A 15,748-nucleotide genomic window follows, 5' to 3' on the forward strand; every position below is an offset into this window, starting at 1 on the left:
GCAGCCGATCTTAATGCGCATCTTGCATCAGTTAGCACAATTGCACTCTAAAGCTTATGTCGCAGCGGGTGTATTACGTCATGTGATCTGGGCACATTTACATGGCTGGGAATATGAAATGAATCATACTGAGGTCGATGTGATTTTCTATGATGAAAATGAGCAGGCTCGTCCTTTAGCGTGGCAACTGGCAGATCAGCTAAAGAACTATTTTCTAGATATTATTTGGGATGTGACTAATCAAGCTTTTGTACATGAGTGGTACCGGAGCGATCAAAATAAAAGGATTGAACCTTTGACTTCAGTTGAACAGCCCCTATCTCTTTGGCCAGAAACAGCCACAGCTTTGGCACTGCGCCTGCAAGATGATAATGCGTTAGAGTTGATCACCCCTTTCGGTTTGATCGATTTATTTGAGTTAAAGTTGCGTTGGAATCCAAATTTAGTCAGCTATGCCGTGTTCGATCAACGCATATTGAGCAACATTTTTTGCAAAAATGGCCCAAATTATCCCTGATAGAACACTAAAAAAAAGCCTGCTGATGCAGGCTTTTTTAATGCTTAATTTTACAGTGTGGTTTCGTTATGCTTCTTGCTATGTCGAATCGACAAGATTGCAGTGATAGTCAAGACAAGCACAATAAAGCTTAAGGAAATCCAGATCGGCATATGGAACACATCCAGCATCAGCATCTTAAAGCCGATAAAGACCAGAATGATCCCGAGACCATAAGGCAGATAATGCATTTTTGAAGCTGCACCTGAGAGCAGGAAGAACATGGCGCGTAGGCCTAAAATCGCCATCAGGTTTGCAGTGAGAACAATAAAGGGGTCGGTGGTAACGGCAAAAATAGCTGGAATAGAATCGACGGCAAAGATCACATCAGAGGCTTCGACCAGAATCAGGACCAGGAACAACGGCGTTGCCCAGAGCAATCCGTTTTGACGTACAAAAAATTTGTCACCCTGAAGTTTCGGGGTGATACGCATGTGTTTACGTAGCCATTTCAGGATGGCCATATCTTCAATATTACTGTCTTCTTCATGCTGACCGCGCAGAAACTTGAAGCCGGTATACACCAGGAACGCACCGAAGATATACAGAATCCAGGAGAACTCCTGTACAAACCAGGCACCAATAAAAATGAAGATGGTTCTGAGTATAATCGCACCCAGTACACCATATAACAGCAATTTACGTTGTAGCGCCGGTGGAATGGCAAAGGCGGCAAAGATCATCAGCCAGACAAAAACATTATCAATTGCCAGGGATTTTTCCAGCAGATAACCGGCAAAGTATTCCATGACCTTGGTATTGGCAATTGCCGCACCTACAGTCTGTTCCAGATACAGCCATAAACCGCCACCAAATAAGGTGGCGACACTGACCCACGCGATACTCCAGTAGGCCGCAGTGCGGACTTTTACTTCCTGGCCATGCTGATGCTTAAAGCCGATAAAATCGATCACCAGCATGACGGCGACAATTGCGAAAAAGACAAGATACAGCCAGAGCGTACCAATTGTTTCCATGTGAATTCTCCACATCGGACGACTGGCCATAAAAAACCTTGACCAGCTGCCAGATGAAAAACATCTATAACAACATGATCAAGGTCTTGCCTACATCTTGGTGTTTCACTTTTTTATATCAAGTGTGACCTAAAGATGCTCAGATACCGACTTTTTGCAAAGTGTAATGACGATATTCTGACACGTTCAAAAACTGAAATTTCATTCTTAAACGTTTGGAGGAGGCTACTCCCCTTGTTCAAACTCAATTCTGTTTGAGCGATTGCTCAATATGCAAGGAGCATGACAGATCTGACTGGAAATCACAATTTATTTTACAAAAAAGCAGCGTTTAATCAGCAGCTTTGGACAGAAAATCTGGACGTTTAACCAGATAGATACTGAGCAGAAATCCAAGCATTGCCAGCCCCGCCCCTACCCAGCCTATGCTGTCTAAACCGATCTTTCTGGTGATGATACCGCCAAGTAAGGCACCTGCACCTATACCAACATTATATAGTCCTGAATAAATGGCCATGGCGACATCGGTAGCATCTGCCGCAAGATTCAGGGTTTTGGATTGTAGGGCCAGGCTGAAACCAATGATGCTCAAACCCCACAGCAGAGATAAGCCAGAGAGGCCTGTGACTGTGCTCGACAAGGGCAATAACAGCAGCATGGAAATAACCAGTCCAAAAGTAAAAGCAGGAATAGTCATTTTCGGAAACTGTGCGGCAAAGCGGCCAAACAGATAAGAACCCAAGAATCCTGCTCCGCCATAAACCAGAAGTAAAGTTGTGGTCTGGGCTGAATCAAAGCGGGCGATATTCAGGGAGAATGGTTCAATATAGCTATAAGCGGTAAACTGCGCCGTAATCACCAGAATGGTGAGGGTAAAGACTAGCATCAGGCTTGGACGTTTGATCAGGCTTTTTAAGCTGCTGAGGGAGCCTGAATTGACACTTGGAAGCAATGGCAAGGCTTTGGCCAGAATCAGACAAATGATAAGCGCTGCACAGGCAATCAGGGCAAAACTGTTACGCCAGCCATATGCTTCACCAATCATCCGGCCAAACGGAATGCCCAGTACCATAGCCATGGCTGTTCCTGTGGCCAGCAAGCCCAGTGCCTGAAATTCTTTACCTTTAGGTGCCACCCGAACCGCGAGTGAGGCAGTAATCGACCAGAATAAGGCATGTGCAATGGCAATCCCGACCCGGCTAACTAGTAGTACACTAAAACTCCAGGCAAAATAAGACAGGACATGACTCAAAATAAATACTGCAAAGACCAGCATCAGCAAAAAACGCCGTTCTACGGTTTTAGTGAGTAGCATGATCGGAAGTGAGAGTAATGCCACGACCCAGGCATAAATAGTGAGCATGATACCGATCTGGGTCGCAGACATGGCAAAGCTATGGCCGATTCCGCTTAGTAAGGCCACAGGAATAAATTCAGTCGTATTAAAAATAAAAGCCGCACAGGCTAAGGCAATTACCCCAATCCATTGCTGGGTGACAGAAGAAGCAGAAGCTGAATCAGACATAAGGGATTGCCTGTAAAAAGATGCAGTATTCTAATCCTGTCTCTTAATCAGGAAGTAGATAAAAATTAAAATTCTAGAAAGAAAAAAATGTAGAAAAAACTGTGATGATTTAAGCGAGATTATCCCTGCAATTAAGACAGCAATAAAACCTGATAGAGGGCAGGAAAATTTAAAATGAATAAGGGAGTGAAATAAAAAATTTCATTACCTATTAAAAACTTAACAATAATTTATATTGTTAATTCAGCAAGATGTTTTAAATTGAAGGAACCAGCAATTTTATACAGGATCAGCTTTCAGTATGGATATTCAACATCAGGATTCAAAACGCGGCGGTGTATTTTTTATGGAAGAGAATGGCCGATGTCTGGCCGAAATTACCTACCAGTGGCATGATGCGTCAACCATTGTGGCCGATCATACCTGGGTAGACAATTCCTTACGCGGTCAGGGGATTGCACGCAAAATGCTGGACGTACTGGTGGATTTTGCCCGCCAGAAACAGTTGAAAATTGTTCCGCAATGTTCCTATGTGGATGTCATGTTTAAACGTGATTCTAGTCTGGCCGATGTCGCAGCAACGGCTATTTGACTATCCAGGGGGATTTTTCAAAAGATCGGCCTAGTTTTTCTTTTAAGACAGGCAGAACTACACCCTGTAACAGGGTATATATACCAAAGCCTGCCATCATACCGGTCATGGCCCAGAAAATTTCTTCAAATTGTTGCAGCATCAACAAAATTGCCATAATCAGCAGATAACTGGCATGGAAATAAATGTGATGACCGACAAATTGCAAAATGGCCCAGCTGATAAAAATCGAACTGATGAGCAGATTGGTTTGAGTACTGAAGGTCAGATTATTTAAAGTGATCATCAGGGCAAAACACCCACATAGTAAGCCAAGGGTTAAGATCAAATCTTTTAACATCAGGCTGTGTCCTTATGTTTATGATAGGTGTATGAAAATATTCGTTTAATAATTTAGAGCTATTGTTAAAAGTTCAAATCTAAAATGCAAACAGAAATGCTTGTAAGCAAAAACGGATATTTGCTTAAAAAATAGTCGACTTGAGGTAAAATAATTGATTAAACTGTAGTTTTAATTCCTCCTCTGAGTAAGACGCATGATGCTACAACTTTGCTATGCCAGTGAACGGATAGAATCTGAACAAGAGTTGTTACAAGAGTTGAGCGATATTTTGGCGACTGCCCGGAATTTTAATCAACAGCATCAGATTCATGGCGTTTTATATTATTCCCATGGCAAGTTTTTCCAATGTCTGGAAGGTCAGGCTGAAATAGTGGAAAGCTTATTTCAGCGCATTTCTCGAGATGCCCGCCATCACAATGTCCTGCGTTTTGAAGATGCGATCGTAGAGCAATCCCATTTCTCGGAATGGTCAATGAAATATGTGCATAAACATAGTGAAATTTCTTCTTTATTTTCACGTTTAGGTTTCAAGCAGTTTGAACCGCATGCTTTACAGCAGTCAGAAATTTCTGAATTTTTAAAAGTGCTGTATCGCCTGGAGGAAAATCAGGCCAGTCTGGCATCACCAAAAGGTTATAAGCAACGCGGGTATGTCCCCTATTTCTGATCTATTGATCTGTAGATAAAAGTAGAAAATAAAAAAGTCCGCATAGCGGACTTTTTTATCTGACAGGCATCAGTTCATGTCAATCATGACTTTTAATGCCTTTTCATCAGCTGCATGTTTAAATACATCATAGGCTTTTTCAAAATCGGCAAATTTAAAATGATGGGTTGCCAGTTTTTCCAGTGGCAGTTTGCCGGAACAGCAGGTTTTGAGCAGCATACCGGTTGTATTGGCATTGACTAGACCTGTAGTAATCGTCAGGTTTTTAATCCAGAGTTTGTTCAGTTCAAAGCTGACAGGTTTGCCGTGCACGCCGACGTTGGCAACATGTCCACCCTCTTTGACGATATGTTGACAAATATTCCAGGTAGGTTCTATCCCTACTGCTTCAATGGCACAGTCCACACCGCGCCCATCAGTAATCTCTAAAATTTTCTGGATGGCATCTTCCTTGGCGGAGTTGACGGTATGAGTCGCCCCTATAGTTTTGGAAAATTCCAGCCGGTTATCATCTGTATCTACCATAATAATATTGGCAGGTGAGTAGAATTGTGCAGTCAACAGGCAACTCATGCCAATTGGCCCTGCGCCGACCACAGCGACATTGTCACCGGGTTTGACATCGCCATATTGCACCCCAATTTCATGGGAAGTAGGCAAAATATCTGAGAGAAACACGGCCACGTCTTGATCCAGGCCTTCAGGTAAATGATAAAGTGAAGTGTCGGCAAAGGGAGTACGCACATATTCGGCATGAGTGCCGTCAATCATATAACCCATGATCCAGCCGCCGTCATTGCGACAATGGGCATACAGCTGTTTCTGGCAGTTTTCACAGGTTCCACAGCGGCTGACACAGGAGATAATGACCCGGTCACCCTTTTTGAAGTTCTTGACTGCCGCACCGACTTCTTCCACTATGCCAATGCCTTCATGGCCCAGAATCCGGCCATTAAAACTACCTTCTTTTCGTACGGCTTCCTGCTCAATTTCCGGGTTTTTACCTTTCCATATCCCGAGATCGGTACCACAAATCGTGACTTTTTCTAGTTTGATGATGGCATCGCCAGGATGCAAAAGGGTGGGAACAGGGCGGTCTTCAAAGCGGATATCATTTTCGCCGTAATAGACCATCGCTTTCATACTTGTCATGACACATCTCCTAAGGGAGTGAGGAGTGAGAATGACCTGGCTTAGCCAGAATGGTGAATGCCTTGATCGCTTTTATTAGAGTGGCAGCAATGGACTGATTCATGATCTGGCTTTCAGGTCTATAAATACCTGTATTCTTCCCGATTATGCCTTGCGTGTTATGGGGCTACAATGAGTCTTATGTATAGATTGCAACAAAAAATCATCAGGGGAGATTTAGGCAGGAATCCGCTGTTTGGATCAATATCCAAGTCATGGTATTTCAAGATCAGCACAGGTATACACTTGTGCTCAATGAATATTTTAACCTGTTAAAAAAGCCCGCTAAGCGGGCTTTTTTACTGAATCTAGATTAATTTATGCTTTTAAAACAGTCATTAGCTTCTGATGCAAACCGCCAAAACCACCATTCGACATAATCACTACGGCATCACCCTCGCCTGCTTCAGCGACCACAGTCTGAATGATGTCATCCAGTGTGCGTGCAACTTTGGCTTTGTTGGGTGCAGCATCAATGACCGGTTGCAGATCCCAGTCCAGCCCTTCAGGTTGATACCAGATCACTTCATCCGCCAGACGAGCAGAATGGGCCAGACCATCTTTATGGCTGCCCATACGCATGGTATTGGAGCGCGGTTCGATAATCGCCCAGAGTTTGCGTTCACCCAGACGTTTACGTGCGCCTTCCAGGGTCGTGTCAATCGCTGTCGGATGATGGGCAAAATCATCATACACCTCGATACCACGGACTGTGCCTAGCAGCTCCATACGGCGTTTTACTCCGCCAAAATTCGATAGCGCTTCACAGGCTGTTGCAATGGATACCCCGACATGTTCAGCGGCTGCGATTGTCGCAAGTGCATTGGCAACTGAATGTTGCCCGGTCATATTCCACAGCACTTCACCTTTGACCACACCATGTTGCAGCACTTTGAAATGGGAACCATCTTCCGATAACTGCTCAGCATACAGCTCAGCTTTTTCATTGGCATCCAGACTGGTACGCACCACCGGTGTCCAGCAGCCTTGTTCCAAGACTTCATCAATATTACTTTCAGTAATTGGTGCGATAATCCGGCCTTCGCTGGGAATGGTACGGACTAAATGATGGAACTGTTTTTGAATTGCTGCCAGATCATCGAAGATATCGGCATGGTCAAATTCCAGGTTATTTAAAATTGCAGTTTTAGGATGGTAATGTACGAACTTGGAACGCTTGTCGAAGAAAGCAGAGTCATATTCATCCGCTTCGACACAGAAGTATTTGCCACCGCCCAGACGTGCGCTTTCCGAAAAGCCAAGGGGTACACCACCAATCAGGAAACCCGGCTCCAGACCGGCTTGATCCAGGACCCAGGCCAGCATGGTGGTGGTCGTGGTTTTGCCATGTGTTCCGGCAACACCTAAAACATGTTTGCCCTGCAGCACATGATCGGCCAGGAACTGCGGACCCGAAATATAAGGCAGACCTTCATTCAGCATGTATTCCACAGCATCAATGCCGCGCTTCATGGCATTACCGACAATCACCAGATCCGGATGAGGCTGCAAATGACTACGATCATAGCCCTGCATTAAAGTAATGCCTGCATTTTCAAGTTGGGTCGACATCGGCGGATATACATTCAGGTCAGAACCTGTTACCTGATGGCCTAGATCGCGTGCAAGTAGCGCTAACGAGCCCATAAAGGTGCCACAAATACCCAAAATATGCAGATGCATCTACTTCACTCCGTTCCTGTCTGACCCTGTCACCTTAGATTGGTGCTACTGGCATGATTTATTCAATTTGCAAGCAACGATAGCAAGGCTTTACACGAAAAGATAGTCAAAACTCAGAGCGGATTGCGGGATTTTTTTAATCCAGTTTCAAGGATAAACTCAAAGAAAAGTTACAAGCAGTGCAATATCTTTTCACCAAATAAACGGTAAAATAAGTTAAACCTTTTTGCAGAGTGCATGCAGATGCTCCAGGCTCTATTTCTTCTGGTGATTGCCAACTGTTTTATGACACTGGCCTGGTACGGACATTTAAAGTTTTTGCCGCATGATGCACCCCTCTGGCAGGCAATTTTATTCAGCTGGATCATTGCCCTGTTTGAATATAGCCTGATGATTCCGGCGACCAAATTACTGGCACAGCAAGGACTGGCTGTCGGTCAAATGAAAATTACCCAGGAAGTGGTGACCTTACTGGTGTTTGTACCTTTCATGATTTTCATGTTTAAACAGCCGCTTAGACTGGATTATCTCTGGGCCGCTTTGTGTCTGTGCGGATGTATCTATTTTGTATTCCGCAGTTCCTAAATGGCAGTAACTACGACTACTCCCCTATTTTTATTCCAGTTTTTAAGAATTCAATAAAAAAATAAGAAAAATCGAGTCTTGCTTTGACCGTTAAATTTTATGAAGCTGAATTTTCAGTCTATAATGAGTACTCCTATTCAAGCTTGGCTCTCTCGTCGAGATTTATCTTTTCTTACTTTAATCTCTGGAAAATTTGCAATGAATGCGGCTGCTGCACAAGATACTCCTCTCGTAGGTATTATCATGGGTTCTCAATCAGATTGGGCAACTCTCGAACACACTGCCAATATGCTTAAACAGCTTGGTGTCCCATTTGAAGCCGAAGTCGTTTCTGCACATCGTACCCCAGACCGCCTGTTTGAATATGCCGAGCAAGCGCGTGATCGTGGTATTCAGGTGATTATTGCCGGTGCAGGCGGTGCAGCGCATTTACCGGGGATGTGTGCAGCGAAAACTGATTTGCCAGTACTGGGTGTGCCGGTGAAATCTTCGATTTTAAACGGTGTTGATTCATTGTTGTCTATTGTGCAAATGCCAGCCGGTATTGCAGTCGGTACCTTGGCGATTGGTCCTGCCGGTGCCACGAATGCTGCCATTATGGCGGCGCAAATTCTGGGTTTGACTCGTCCAGAGATCGCAAAAAATGTTGCAGATTTCCGTATGGCGCAAACAGATAAAGTGGCAAGCAACAATATTCCAGGCCAGGTTTAAGTCGAGATACAGATTATGGATAAAACCATCGGTATTTTTGGTGGCGGTCAGCTGGGTCGTATGATGGCGCAAGCGGCACTTCCATTAAATATTCAATGTACATTTTTTGAAGCCAGCACAGACTGCCCTTCTGCTGCTTTGGGTCCGGTGATTTCGAGCCAGGCTGAAAATGGTCTGCAAGACTTTATTAACAGTGCAGATGTATTTAGCTTGGAGTTTGAAAACACGCCCCTTGCAGATGTTGACGTACTGACGCAAAGCAAGCAACTGCATCCGCCACGTCAGGCTTTGGCGATTGCACAGCATCGTCTGTCTGAAAAAGCCTTGTTTGATGAACTGGCTATTCCGGTTGCACCGTATAAAGCGGTCACTTCACTGGAAAGTTTAAAAACAGCTGTAGCGGAACTGGGCTTGCCGATCGTACTGAAAACCTCGCGTGGCGGTTATGATGGCAAAGGCCAATTCGTTTTACGTTCGGCAGACCAGATGGATCAGGCCTGGGCAGAATTGGGTCCTGCGGGTGAACTGATTGCTGAAAGTTTTGTAACTTTCTCACGTGAAGTCTCAATCATTGCAGTACGTGGCCAGAATGGCGATGTCAAAACCTGGCCTTTGGCAGAAAACCATCATCATAACGGGATCCTGTCGCATTCGATTGTGCCTGCACCACACAGTGCAGATTTGCAGCCTGTGGCGCAGGACTACATCACTCGCCTGCTGAATCATCTGAACTATGTTGGTGTGCTGACCCTTGAGCTGTTTGTGACAGACAAAGGCTTATATGCCAACGAGATGGCGCCACGCGTGCATAACTCGGGGCACTGGTCGATTGAAGGCGCCGTATGTTCACAGTTTGAGAATCATGTACGTGCAGTGGCAGGTTTACCTTTAGGTTCAACTGAAGTGATCCGTCCAACTGTCTTGGTGAACATCATTGGGCAGTATCCAAAGTCTGAAGATGTACTGGCATTAGAAGGTGCGCATTTGCATCTTTACAACAAGTCAGAGCGCGAAGGCCGCAAGATTGGTCATATTACCCTGATGCCAAATGACAGTACGCAATTGTCTATACTTTGCCGTCAACTGGCGAAAATTTTACCGAATCCATTGGCATTGAGCGAAGATATGACCATCTAAGTTGTAACCTGCTGATAAAAAAAGCGATCACTACTGTGATCGCTTTTTTATTTGCCTGCTTTCAGGCATGATTGCGCCTCTTCAAAAATACCTGCCATTGGTCGGATCATTTTGTGGATGAATTGATTATAAACCGGTCAATTGATTATAAATATCATCATCTCATTCAAGCCGATTTTGCGCGGGATTGTGTACTATTCAATTATGGATAAGCCTGAATCAATATTTGAATTTAAAACTAGGATATGGGTTTGAATTTAAATTCATAAAAATAAATTCAAATTTAAAACAACTTTGAATTCAAATCTGTACTTTTAAATTTAAAAGTATGAATTCAAATTTAAAATCCAATAAATAAATTCAAAGTTTCTGAATTTAAAACTGGCTCGTCATTTTAATGAATTTAAAACCAGCATCGTGTCAGCCAGAAGCTCTGACGGTTTAAAGCACTCTATTATCAACTTAAGTTATCCACAATTAATTTTTAAATTCATAAAATTGGACTCAAGTTATAACTTTAAATTCAAAACCGCGCACATTTTGAATTTAAAAAACAACCTGTGGATAAATATTTAAATTTAAAACTACAAAATGAATTCAAAAGTGTAGAAATTATGAATTTAAATTTACGTATTGGCGCTTTAATTTTCATCATGAGCTGCTAAGGTAAAAACATAATTCGAAATCTAAATATTCAGGGGTCTTATGCAACGGCTTGCACTTTTTGTTGGTTCTGTGGTTTTGGCTGTCACTCAGGCACAGGCAGAACTTATTATTAATGGCCAGCGTGTCACACCGACTAATTTGCCTGCTAGTTCAAGTAGTCCAAATTATGCATCCCAAAATAATTTTCAGAACTGTCTTGCCAATTTACGCAGTCAGGCAGTTGCCCAAGGAGTAAGTGGGTCAACTTATGATCGCTATACCCAAAATTTAACACCCGATTATTCTGTGATCGAGCGCCTGAACTATCAGCCTGAGTTTTCAACACCGATCTGGGATTATTTGTCAGGTTTGGTTGATGAAGAGCGTGTCCAACTGGGCCGGCAAAAACTGCAGCAGCATCGTGAAGTGTTAAACCGTATTAGTGCCGTTTATGGGGTGCCTGCAGAAACCATCGTGGCGGTATGGGGAGTAGAAAGTAATTTCGGTGATATTTCGGGTCGTTACCCTTTATTGCAGGCTTTGGGTACCTTGAGCTGTGAAGGTCGTCGTCAAAGTTATTTCCGTGGTGAGTTCTTTACCACCATGAAACTGCTGCAGCGTGGTGATGTGCGTGAAGAGCAGCTGCGTGGCTCATGGGCAGGCGCATTTGGTCATACCCAGTTTATGCCATCGACTTATGATGAACTTGCAGTTGATTTTGATGGTGATGGCCGACGTGATCTGGTTTCAAGCATTCCTGATGCGCTGGCGTCGACGGCAAATTTTTTAAGCAAGCGAGGCTGGCAGAGCGGCCAGCCTTGGGGTTTTGAAGTCAAGATTCCGCAAGGCATGTCGGTTTCTGGTGAAGGCCGTCGTAATAAAAAATCCTTGAGTAACTGGCTTAATCAGGGGGTGGTGCGTGCCGACGGTTCGCCTTTAATTCAAGGAAATTTATCACAATCCTCTCAAGCCGGATTACTTGCGCCTGCGGGGCCGAATGGCCCGGTGTTCCTGGTCTTTAAAAACTTTGATGCCATTTATAGCTATAACGCGGCAGAAAGTTATGCCTTGGCGATTGCACATTTATCCGATCGCCTGCAAGGTAAAGGCTCGTTTATGGCCACATGGCCTACTGATGATCCGGGAACTTCGCGTGCAGAACGTCGTGAGATCCAGCAATTTTTATTGAATCGTGGCTATGACATTGGTGCGGTGGATGGCCTGATTGGAGATAAAACCCGTCAGGCGATTCGTCAGGAACAGCAGCGTTTGGGCTTGAGTCCGACAGGGCGTGCCGGTCAGCAGATTTTGCGTGCTTTTAGAAATGAAAATGCCAAACGTATGATGCAATAAAGAATATTGAAAACTGAAAAAGGTCTGCATTTTTGCAAACCTTTTTTGACGACTGTTTTTGAGTAGCTATTTTGAGTAGCTGTGTAGCATAGCCATGCAAGATAATAGTAATTCGCTGAATTTAAACAGCAGTAATGGTGCCGAGAACGCGATAGCCAGCGGCACCAGTGACTGCAGGCAGGTTGCCATTTAGCTGATTCATAAAACGCATGGCCAGCCAGGCAAAGGCAGTAGCTTCTACCCAGGTCGGACTGAGGCCTAGATCGGCGGTAGTCTGTACGCTCCATTCATGTTTGCGCAGGCGCCAGCGCAACTGCTCCAGTAAATGTGAGTTGTAGGCACCACCACCGCAAACAAAAACCTGTCCGGTATCCATGCCGGAGCGGTAAATGGCTTTTTTAATGGCACGAGTGGTGAGCTTTAATAAAGTCGCCTGTACATTTTCTGGAGTGTCTTCCAGTTCATCGTATTGCAGGTCATTGCGCCAGTCAGCAATCTGTTCATCCAGCCATTCCAAGTTGAAATCTTCACGACCGGTACTTTTCGGAGGTTCTTTGGAGAAGAATTCGTGTGACTGCAAGCGATCAAGCAAACTGCGAATCGGGGTGCCATAGGCTGCCCAGTTGCCATTTTCATCAAAAGGCTGACCGGTATAACGGGAACACCAGGCATCCATCAAGATATTGGCCGGTCCGGTATCAAAACCATACACCTCTTCAGGCTTGCCGGCAGGCAGCAGGCTGACATTGGCAATACCGCCCAGATTTAAAATGACCCGGTGAATGCTGTCATGCTGGAAAATATCCTGATGAAATGCCGGAACTAAAGGCGCTCCCTGACCACCTGCCGCCAGATCACGACGACGGAAATCTGAAATTACCGGAATCTGGGTAATTTCAGTAATGATATTCGGGTCACCAATTTGCAGGGTAAAACCATGTTCAGGACGATGCCGGATAGTCTGGCCATGCGAGCCAATCGCCTTAATTCTGGATTTATCCAGGTTATTTTTTTCAATCAGCGCATTAATACCATGACCAATCATTTGTGCCAGTGCAACATCGGCCTTACCCATGCGGTCAATTTCATTGTCATCTGGCAAGGTTAGTGCCATCAGCTCATCCCGAAGGTCGGGATCAAATGCCAAAGTGAGTGTGGCATGAAGCTGGAGTGGATCAAAAGAAGCAGCAACAATATCGACACCATCCATGCTCGTGCCGGTCATTACCCCAATATAGATCGCTGTCATGGTTATTCTTAAGCCTGCAATATGCTGAAAAAGTGTTAGTATATCGCACAAATTGAGTAACTGATGTATTGGATTTTGTGATGTCAAATTTCCTGCCGGCTGAAGAACAACTTGCCCTCATTCAACGAGGCACCCACGAAATTATTTCTGAAGAAGACCTTCTCAAGAAATTAAAACAGAATCGCCCATTAAAAATTAAAGCGGGTTTTGACCCGACTGCGCCTGACTTACACCTGGGTCATACGGTTCTCATTAATAAGTTAAAAGTATTCCAAGACTTGGGTCATGAGGTGTACTTCCTGATCGGTGACTATACTGCGATGATCGGTGATCCAACCGGTAAAAGCGCGACACGTCCACCATTATCACGTGAACAAGTTTTAGAAAATGCTAAAACTTATCAAGAACAGGTATTTAAGATTCTTGATCCAAACAAAACCAAAGTGGTGTTCAACTCGGAATGGTTTGCTCAAAAAACTGCTGCTGATCTGATTCAACTGGCATCTCAGCAAACGGTTGCACGTATGCTTGAGCGTGATGACTTTACCAAGCGCTATAACAATCATCAGCCAATCGCGATTCATGAATTCTTGTATCCATTGGTTCAGGGTTATGACTCGATCGCACTGGAAGCAGACGTAGAGCTGGGTGGTACAGACCAGACTTTTAACCTGTTGATGGGTCGTACGCTTCAAGGTCGTTATGATCAGGAACCACAAGTCTGTATTACTGTGCCAATTCTTGAAGGTCTGGATGGCGTCAACAAGATGTCCAAGTCTTTAGGTAACTATATTGGTGTATTTGATGCACCAGGTGCGATGTACCAAAAAGTGCTTTCAATGCCGGATTCTCTGATCGAGCGTTATTTTGACCTGTTAAGTTTCAAGTCAATTGAAGAAATTCAGCAACTATTAAAAGAAGTGGCAGAAGGTCGTAATCCGCAAGAAGTCAAAAAGATTCTCGCGTTAGAGCTGGTCGAGCGTTTCCATGGTGCTGAAGCGGCTGCCAATGCACATAAAGGTGCAGGTAATATCATTACTGAAGGTGAATTGCCTGAAGGTACGCCTGAAGTGACCATTTCACGTGCTGAATTCGGTGGCGAAATCTTTATTACTTCAATTTTACGTGAAGCAGGTTTAACTAAAAATGCAGCACAAGCCAAAGATGCTTTAGGTCGTGGTGCGGTAAAAGTAGACTGGAAACCAGTTGATGCCTCTTTTTCTGTGAAAGAGAACGTGACTTTGATTATTCAAGCGAGTAAAAAATCCATCGCTAAAGTGACTTTTGTTGACTAAATTTAGAGCTAAGTTGTTGAAATAAAAGCAGGCTTCGGCCTGCTTTTTTATTGATGTCCTATATTCATAAATCGAATAAGTAACTTCAAAAAAAACCCTATGAAAACAATAGGTAATTTTTTCCAAATTGCTTGCTTTTCGGGAATATTATGTATAGGATTTATTCATCTAGAGAATTTGTTTAGACATCTAGAGGGTAGTAATAATAAGGTAAATCCACAATTTATAAGGTCTCCTTCCAAAGAGACTCTTTTTAAGCTTTAAAGTGAATAACTATAATAATGACATCGTGGATCGGGTAAAGATTCAATTCTAAGGGAGAGATTTTGGGAGAGATCTCTTCCTTTTTTATTGCTGTGGTCTAAGCGCGATTTTCGGTATTCAACAAATGAAATAAAGTCAAAATTAGCTTTATCCTTTTTTAAACCTCATTTCATTTATAAAAAAGAAAGGTAAATAAGGTGTATCACTACCAGACTGAACAGATGTTTGATGAAGATGTTGATTTCATTTTACGTTTTTTATTTGAATATGACGTTTCTGAACAAAAGCGAAAGTCTTTTCACTATGCTTGTGCTTTATTCCAGCAATTAGATCTTGCCTCACATTATCTGCTTTTTTCCTTAGTCAAAGAACGATTACCGCATCGGGCTAAATTATTATTCGCTGCTGAAGACTATAACGGTAAAAAAGAGGTTATTCAGGAAGTGATGCAGCATTGGATAAAAGATCGTAGTTCATCAAAGACGAATTAATCTACTTTAATCCCTTTTTATCTTTAAATATCTTTAATGAAATTTTAGAACTGATCTGGAACAAGGAAGGATCAGGCCTATATTTGTGCTTTTAAAAATTTACTAGTAAAAAAAGATCATAGAAAAAGTAGTAAATTTTGCTTTCTACCTTTATTTGTCTAATAAGCCAGTTAGAAAACAGAAAAAGATATAAATAGATATAAGGAAATTTTAGAAAGTTCTGGATATAGGGTGTGGAAAACTTAACGTCCGATTGAAGTTTAGGCATTTTTTTGAAATTTATACATTTTTGATAGCTATGAGGTCTTAATGAGATTGGCGGTATTAAAGAAAATTGCACTGAGTACAGCTTTTAATGCAGAAAAATGCTCAAAATTTAGATAAAAAAACGATTTTTTAATGAATTTTGTAGAAAAAAGATACATGCGTGAAAAATATAGTGAATTGGGGGTTGCAATGATTCTGAAATCCTCTAGAATGCACC

At 43.2% G+C, this 15,748-nt stretch carries 14 protein-coding genes and 1 pseudogene; 9 read left to right on the forward strand and 6 right to left on the reverse strand.

Features of this window, described 5'->3' with window-relative positions; translation table 11 throughout:
• Positions 1–13: 13 nt before the first annotated feature.
• Positions 14–528 (forward strand): annotated as a pseudogene (locus VXP95_RS12210) (nucleotidyltransferase family protein).
• 39 nt (positions 529–567) lie between these two features.
• Here VXP95_RS12210 and VXP95_RS12215 read toward each other — a convergent pair.
• A complete protein-coding gene (locus VXP95_RS12215) occupies positions 568–1,533 on the reverse strand; it encodes a TerC family protein (protein ID WP_416706331.1) in 966 nt (321 codons plus the stop codon).
• A gap of 331 nt (positions 1,534–1,864) precedes the next feature.
• Positions 1,865–3,058, reverse strand: a complete 1,194-nt coding sequence (locus VXP95_RS12220; protein ID WP_416712116.1) for a sugar transporter — start codon at positions 3,056–3,058, stop codon at positions 1,865–1,867.
• Positions 3,059–3,359: 301 nt separating this feature from the next.
• Here VXP95_RS12220 and VXP95_RS12225 point away from each other — a divergent pair, with 301 nt between their 5' ends.
• Complete coding sequence (locus VXP95_RS12225; RefSeq protein WP_416712117.1) at positions 3,360–3,650, forward strand: GNAT family N-acetyltransferase; 291 nt, start codon at positions 3,360–3,362, stop codon at positions 3,648–3,650.
• On the opposite strand, the gene VXP95_RS12230 is transcribed toward VXP95_RS12225, so the two are convergent.
• Positions 3,643–3,990: a hypothetical protein gene (locus VXP95_RS12230; protein WP_064095271.1), complete on the reverse strand. Its 348-nt coding sequence runs from the start codon at positions 3,988–3,990 to the stop codon at positions 3,643–3,645. The two genes, VXP95_RS12225 and VXP95_RS12230, sit on opposite strands and share 8 nt — an antisense overlap.
• Positions 3,991–4,186: 196 nt before the next feature.
• Between VXP95_RS12230 and VXP95_RS12235 the strand changes: the two genes are divergently transcribed.
• Entirely contained in the window at positions 4,187–4,660 is a 474-nt protein-coding gene (locus tag VXP95_RS12235) for a BLUF domain-containing protein (RefSeq protein WP_416712118.1), read from the forward strand.
• Positions 4,661–4,729: 69 nt separating this feature from the next.
• Here the strand turns inward: VXP95_RS12235 and VXP95_RS12240 are convergent, their stop codons facing one another.
• Complete coding sequence (locus VXP95_RS12240; protein WP_064095273.1) at positions 4,730–5,812, reverse strand: zinc-dependent alcohol dehydrogenase family protein; 1,083 nt, start codon at positions 5,810–5,812, stop codon at positions 4,730–4,732.
• Positions 5,813–6,169: 357 nt separating this feature from the next.
• Complete coding sequence (gene mpl, locus VXP95_RS12245; RefSeq protein ID WP_416682140.1) at positions 6,170–7,534, reverse strand: UDP-N-acetylmuramate:L-alanyl-gamma-D-glutamyl-meso-diaminopimelate ligase; 1,365 nt, start codon at positions 7,532–7,534, stop codon at positions 6,170–6,172.
• 243 nt (positions 7,535–7,777) lie between these two features.
• On the opposite strand from mpl, the gene VXP95_RS12250 reads away from it, so the two are divergent.
• The 4 genes from VXP95_RS12250 (at position 7,778) to VXP95_RS12265 (ending at position 11,965) form a co-directional block, all read left to right on the forward strand.
• Positions 7,778–8,119: a DMT family protein gene (locus VXP95_RS12250; RefSeq protein WP_064095281.1), complete on the forward strand. Its 342-nt coding sequence runs from the start codon at positions 7,778–7,780 to the stop codon at positions 8,117–8,119.
• Between the two features lie 198 nt (positions 8,120–8,317).
• Entirely contained in the window at positions 8,318–8,830 is a 513-nt protein-coding gene (gene purE / locus VXP95_RS12255) for a 5-(carboxyamino)imidazole ribonucleotide mutase (RefSeq protein WP_416682167.1), read from the forward strand.
• A gap of 15 nt (positions 8,831–8,845) precedes the next feature.
• Positions 8,846–9,967 carry a 5-(carboxyamino)imidazole ribonucleotide synthase gene (locus VXP95_RS12260; protein ID WP_416682138.1) on the forward strand — a complete coding sequence of 374 codons (1,122 nt, stop codon included), beginning with the start codon at positions 8,846–8,848 and terminating at the stop codon, positions 9,965–9,967.
• A gap of 705 nt (positions 9,968–10,672) precedes the next feature.
• A complete protein-coding gene (locus VXP95_RS12265) occupies positions 10,673–11,965 on the forward strand; it encodes a lytic murein transglycosylase (protein ID WP_064095277.1) in 1,293 nt (430 codons plus the stop codon).
• Between the two features lie 121 nt (positions 11,966–12,086).
• Here VXP95_RS12265 and VXP95_RS12270 read toward each other — a convergent pair whose 3' ends face one another.
• On the reverse strand, positions 12,087–13,214 hold the full coding sequence (locus VXP95_RS12270; RefSeq protein ID WP_005094877.1) for an anhydro-N-acetylmuramic acid kinase: 1,128 nt from the start codon (positions 13,212–13,214) through the stop codon (positions 12,087–12,089).
• A gap of 80 nt (positions 13,215–13,294) precedes the next feature.
• On the opposite strand from VXP95_RS12270, the gene tyrS reads away from it, so the two are divergent.
• Together tyrS and VXP95_RS12280 are read left to right on the forward strand one after the other, a co-directional pair.
• Positions 13,295–14,509, forward strand: coding sequence for a tyrosine--tRNA ligase (gene tyrS, locus VXP95_RS12275; RefSeq protein ID WP_044112806.1), 1,215 nt, complete (start codon positions 13,295–13,297; stop codon positions 14,507–14,509).
• Positions 14,510–14,994: 485 nt separating this feature from the next.
• Entirely contained in the window at positions 14,995–15,264 is a 270-nt protein-coding gene (locus tag VXP95_RS12280; RefSeq protein WP_416712119.1) for a hypothetical protein, read from the forward strand.
• Positions 15,265–15,748: the final 484 nt, after the last annotated feature.

The organism is Acinetobacter sp. 226 (assembly GCF_048147925.1).
Taxonomy (GTDB): Bacteria; Pseudomonadota; Gammaproteobacteria; order Pseudomonadales; family Moraxellaceae; genus Acinetobacter; species Acinetobacter pecorum.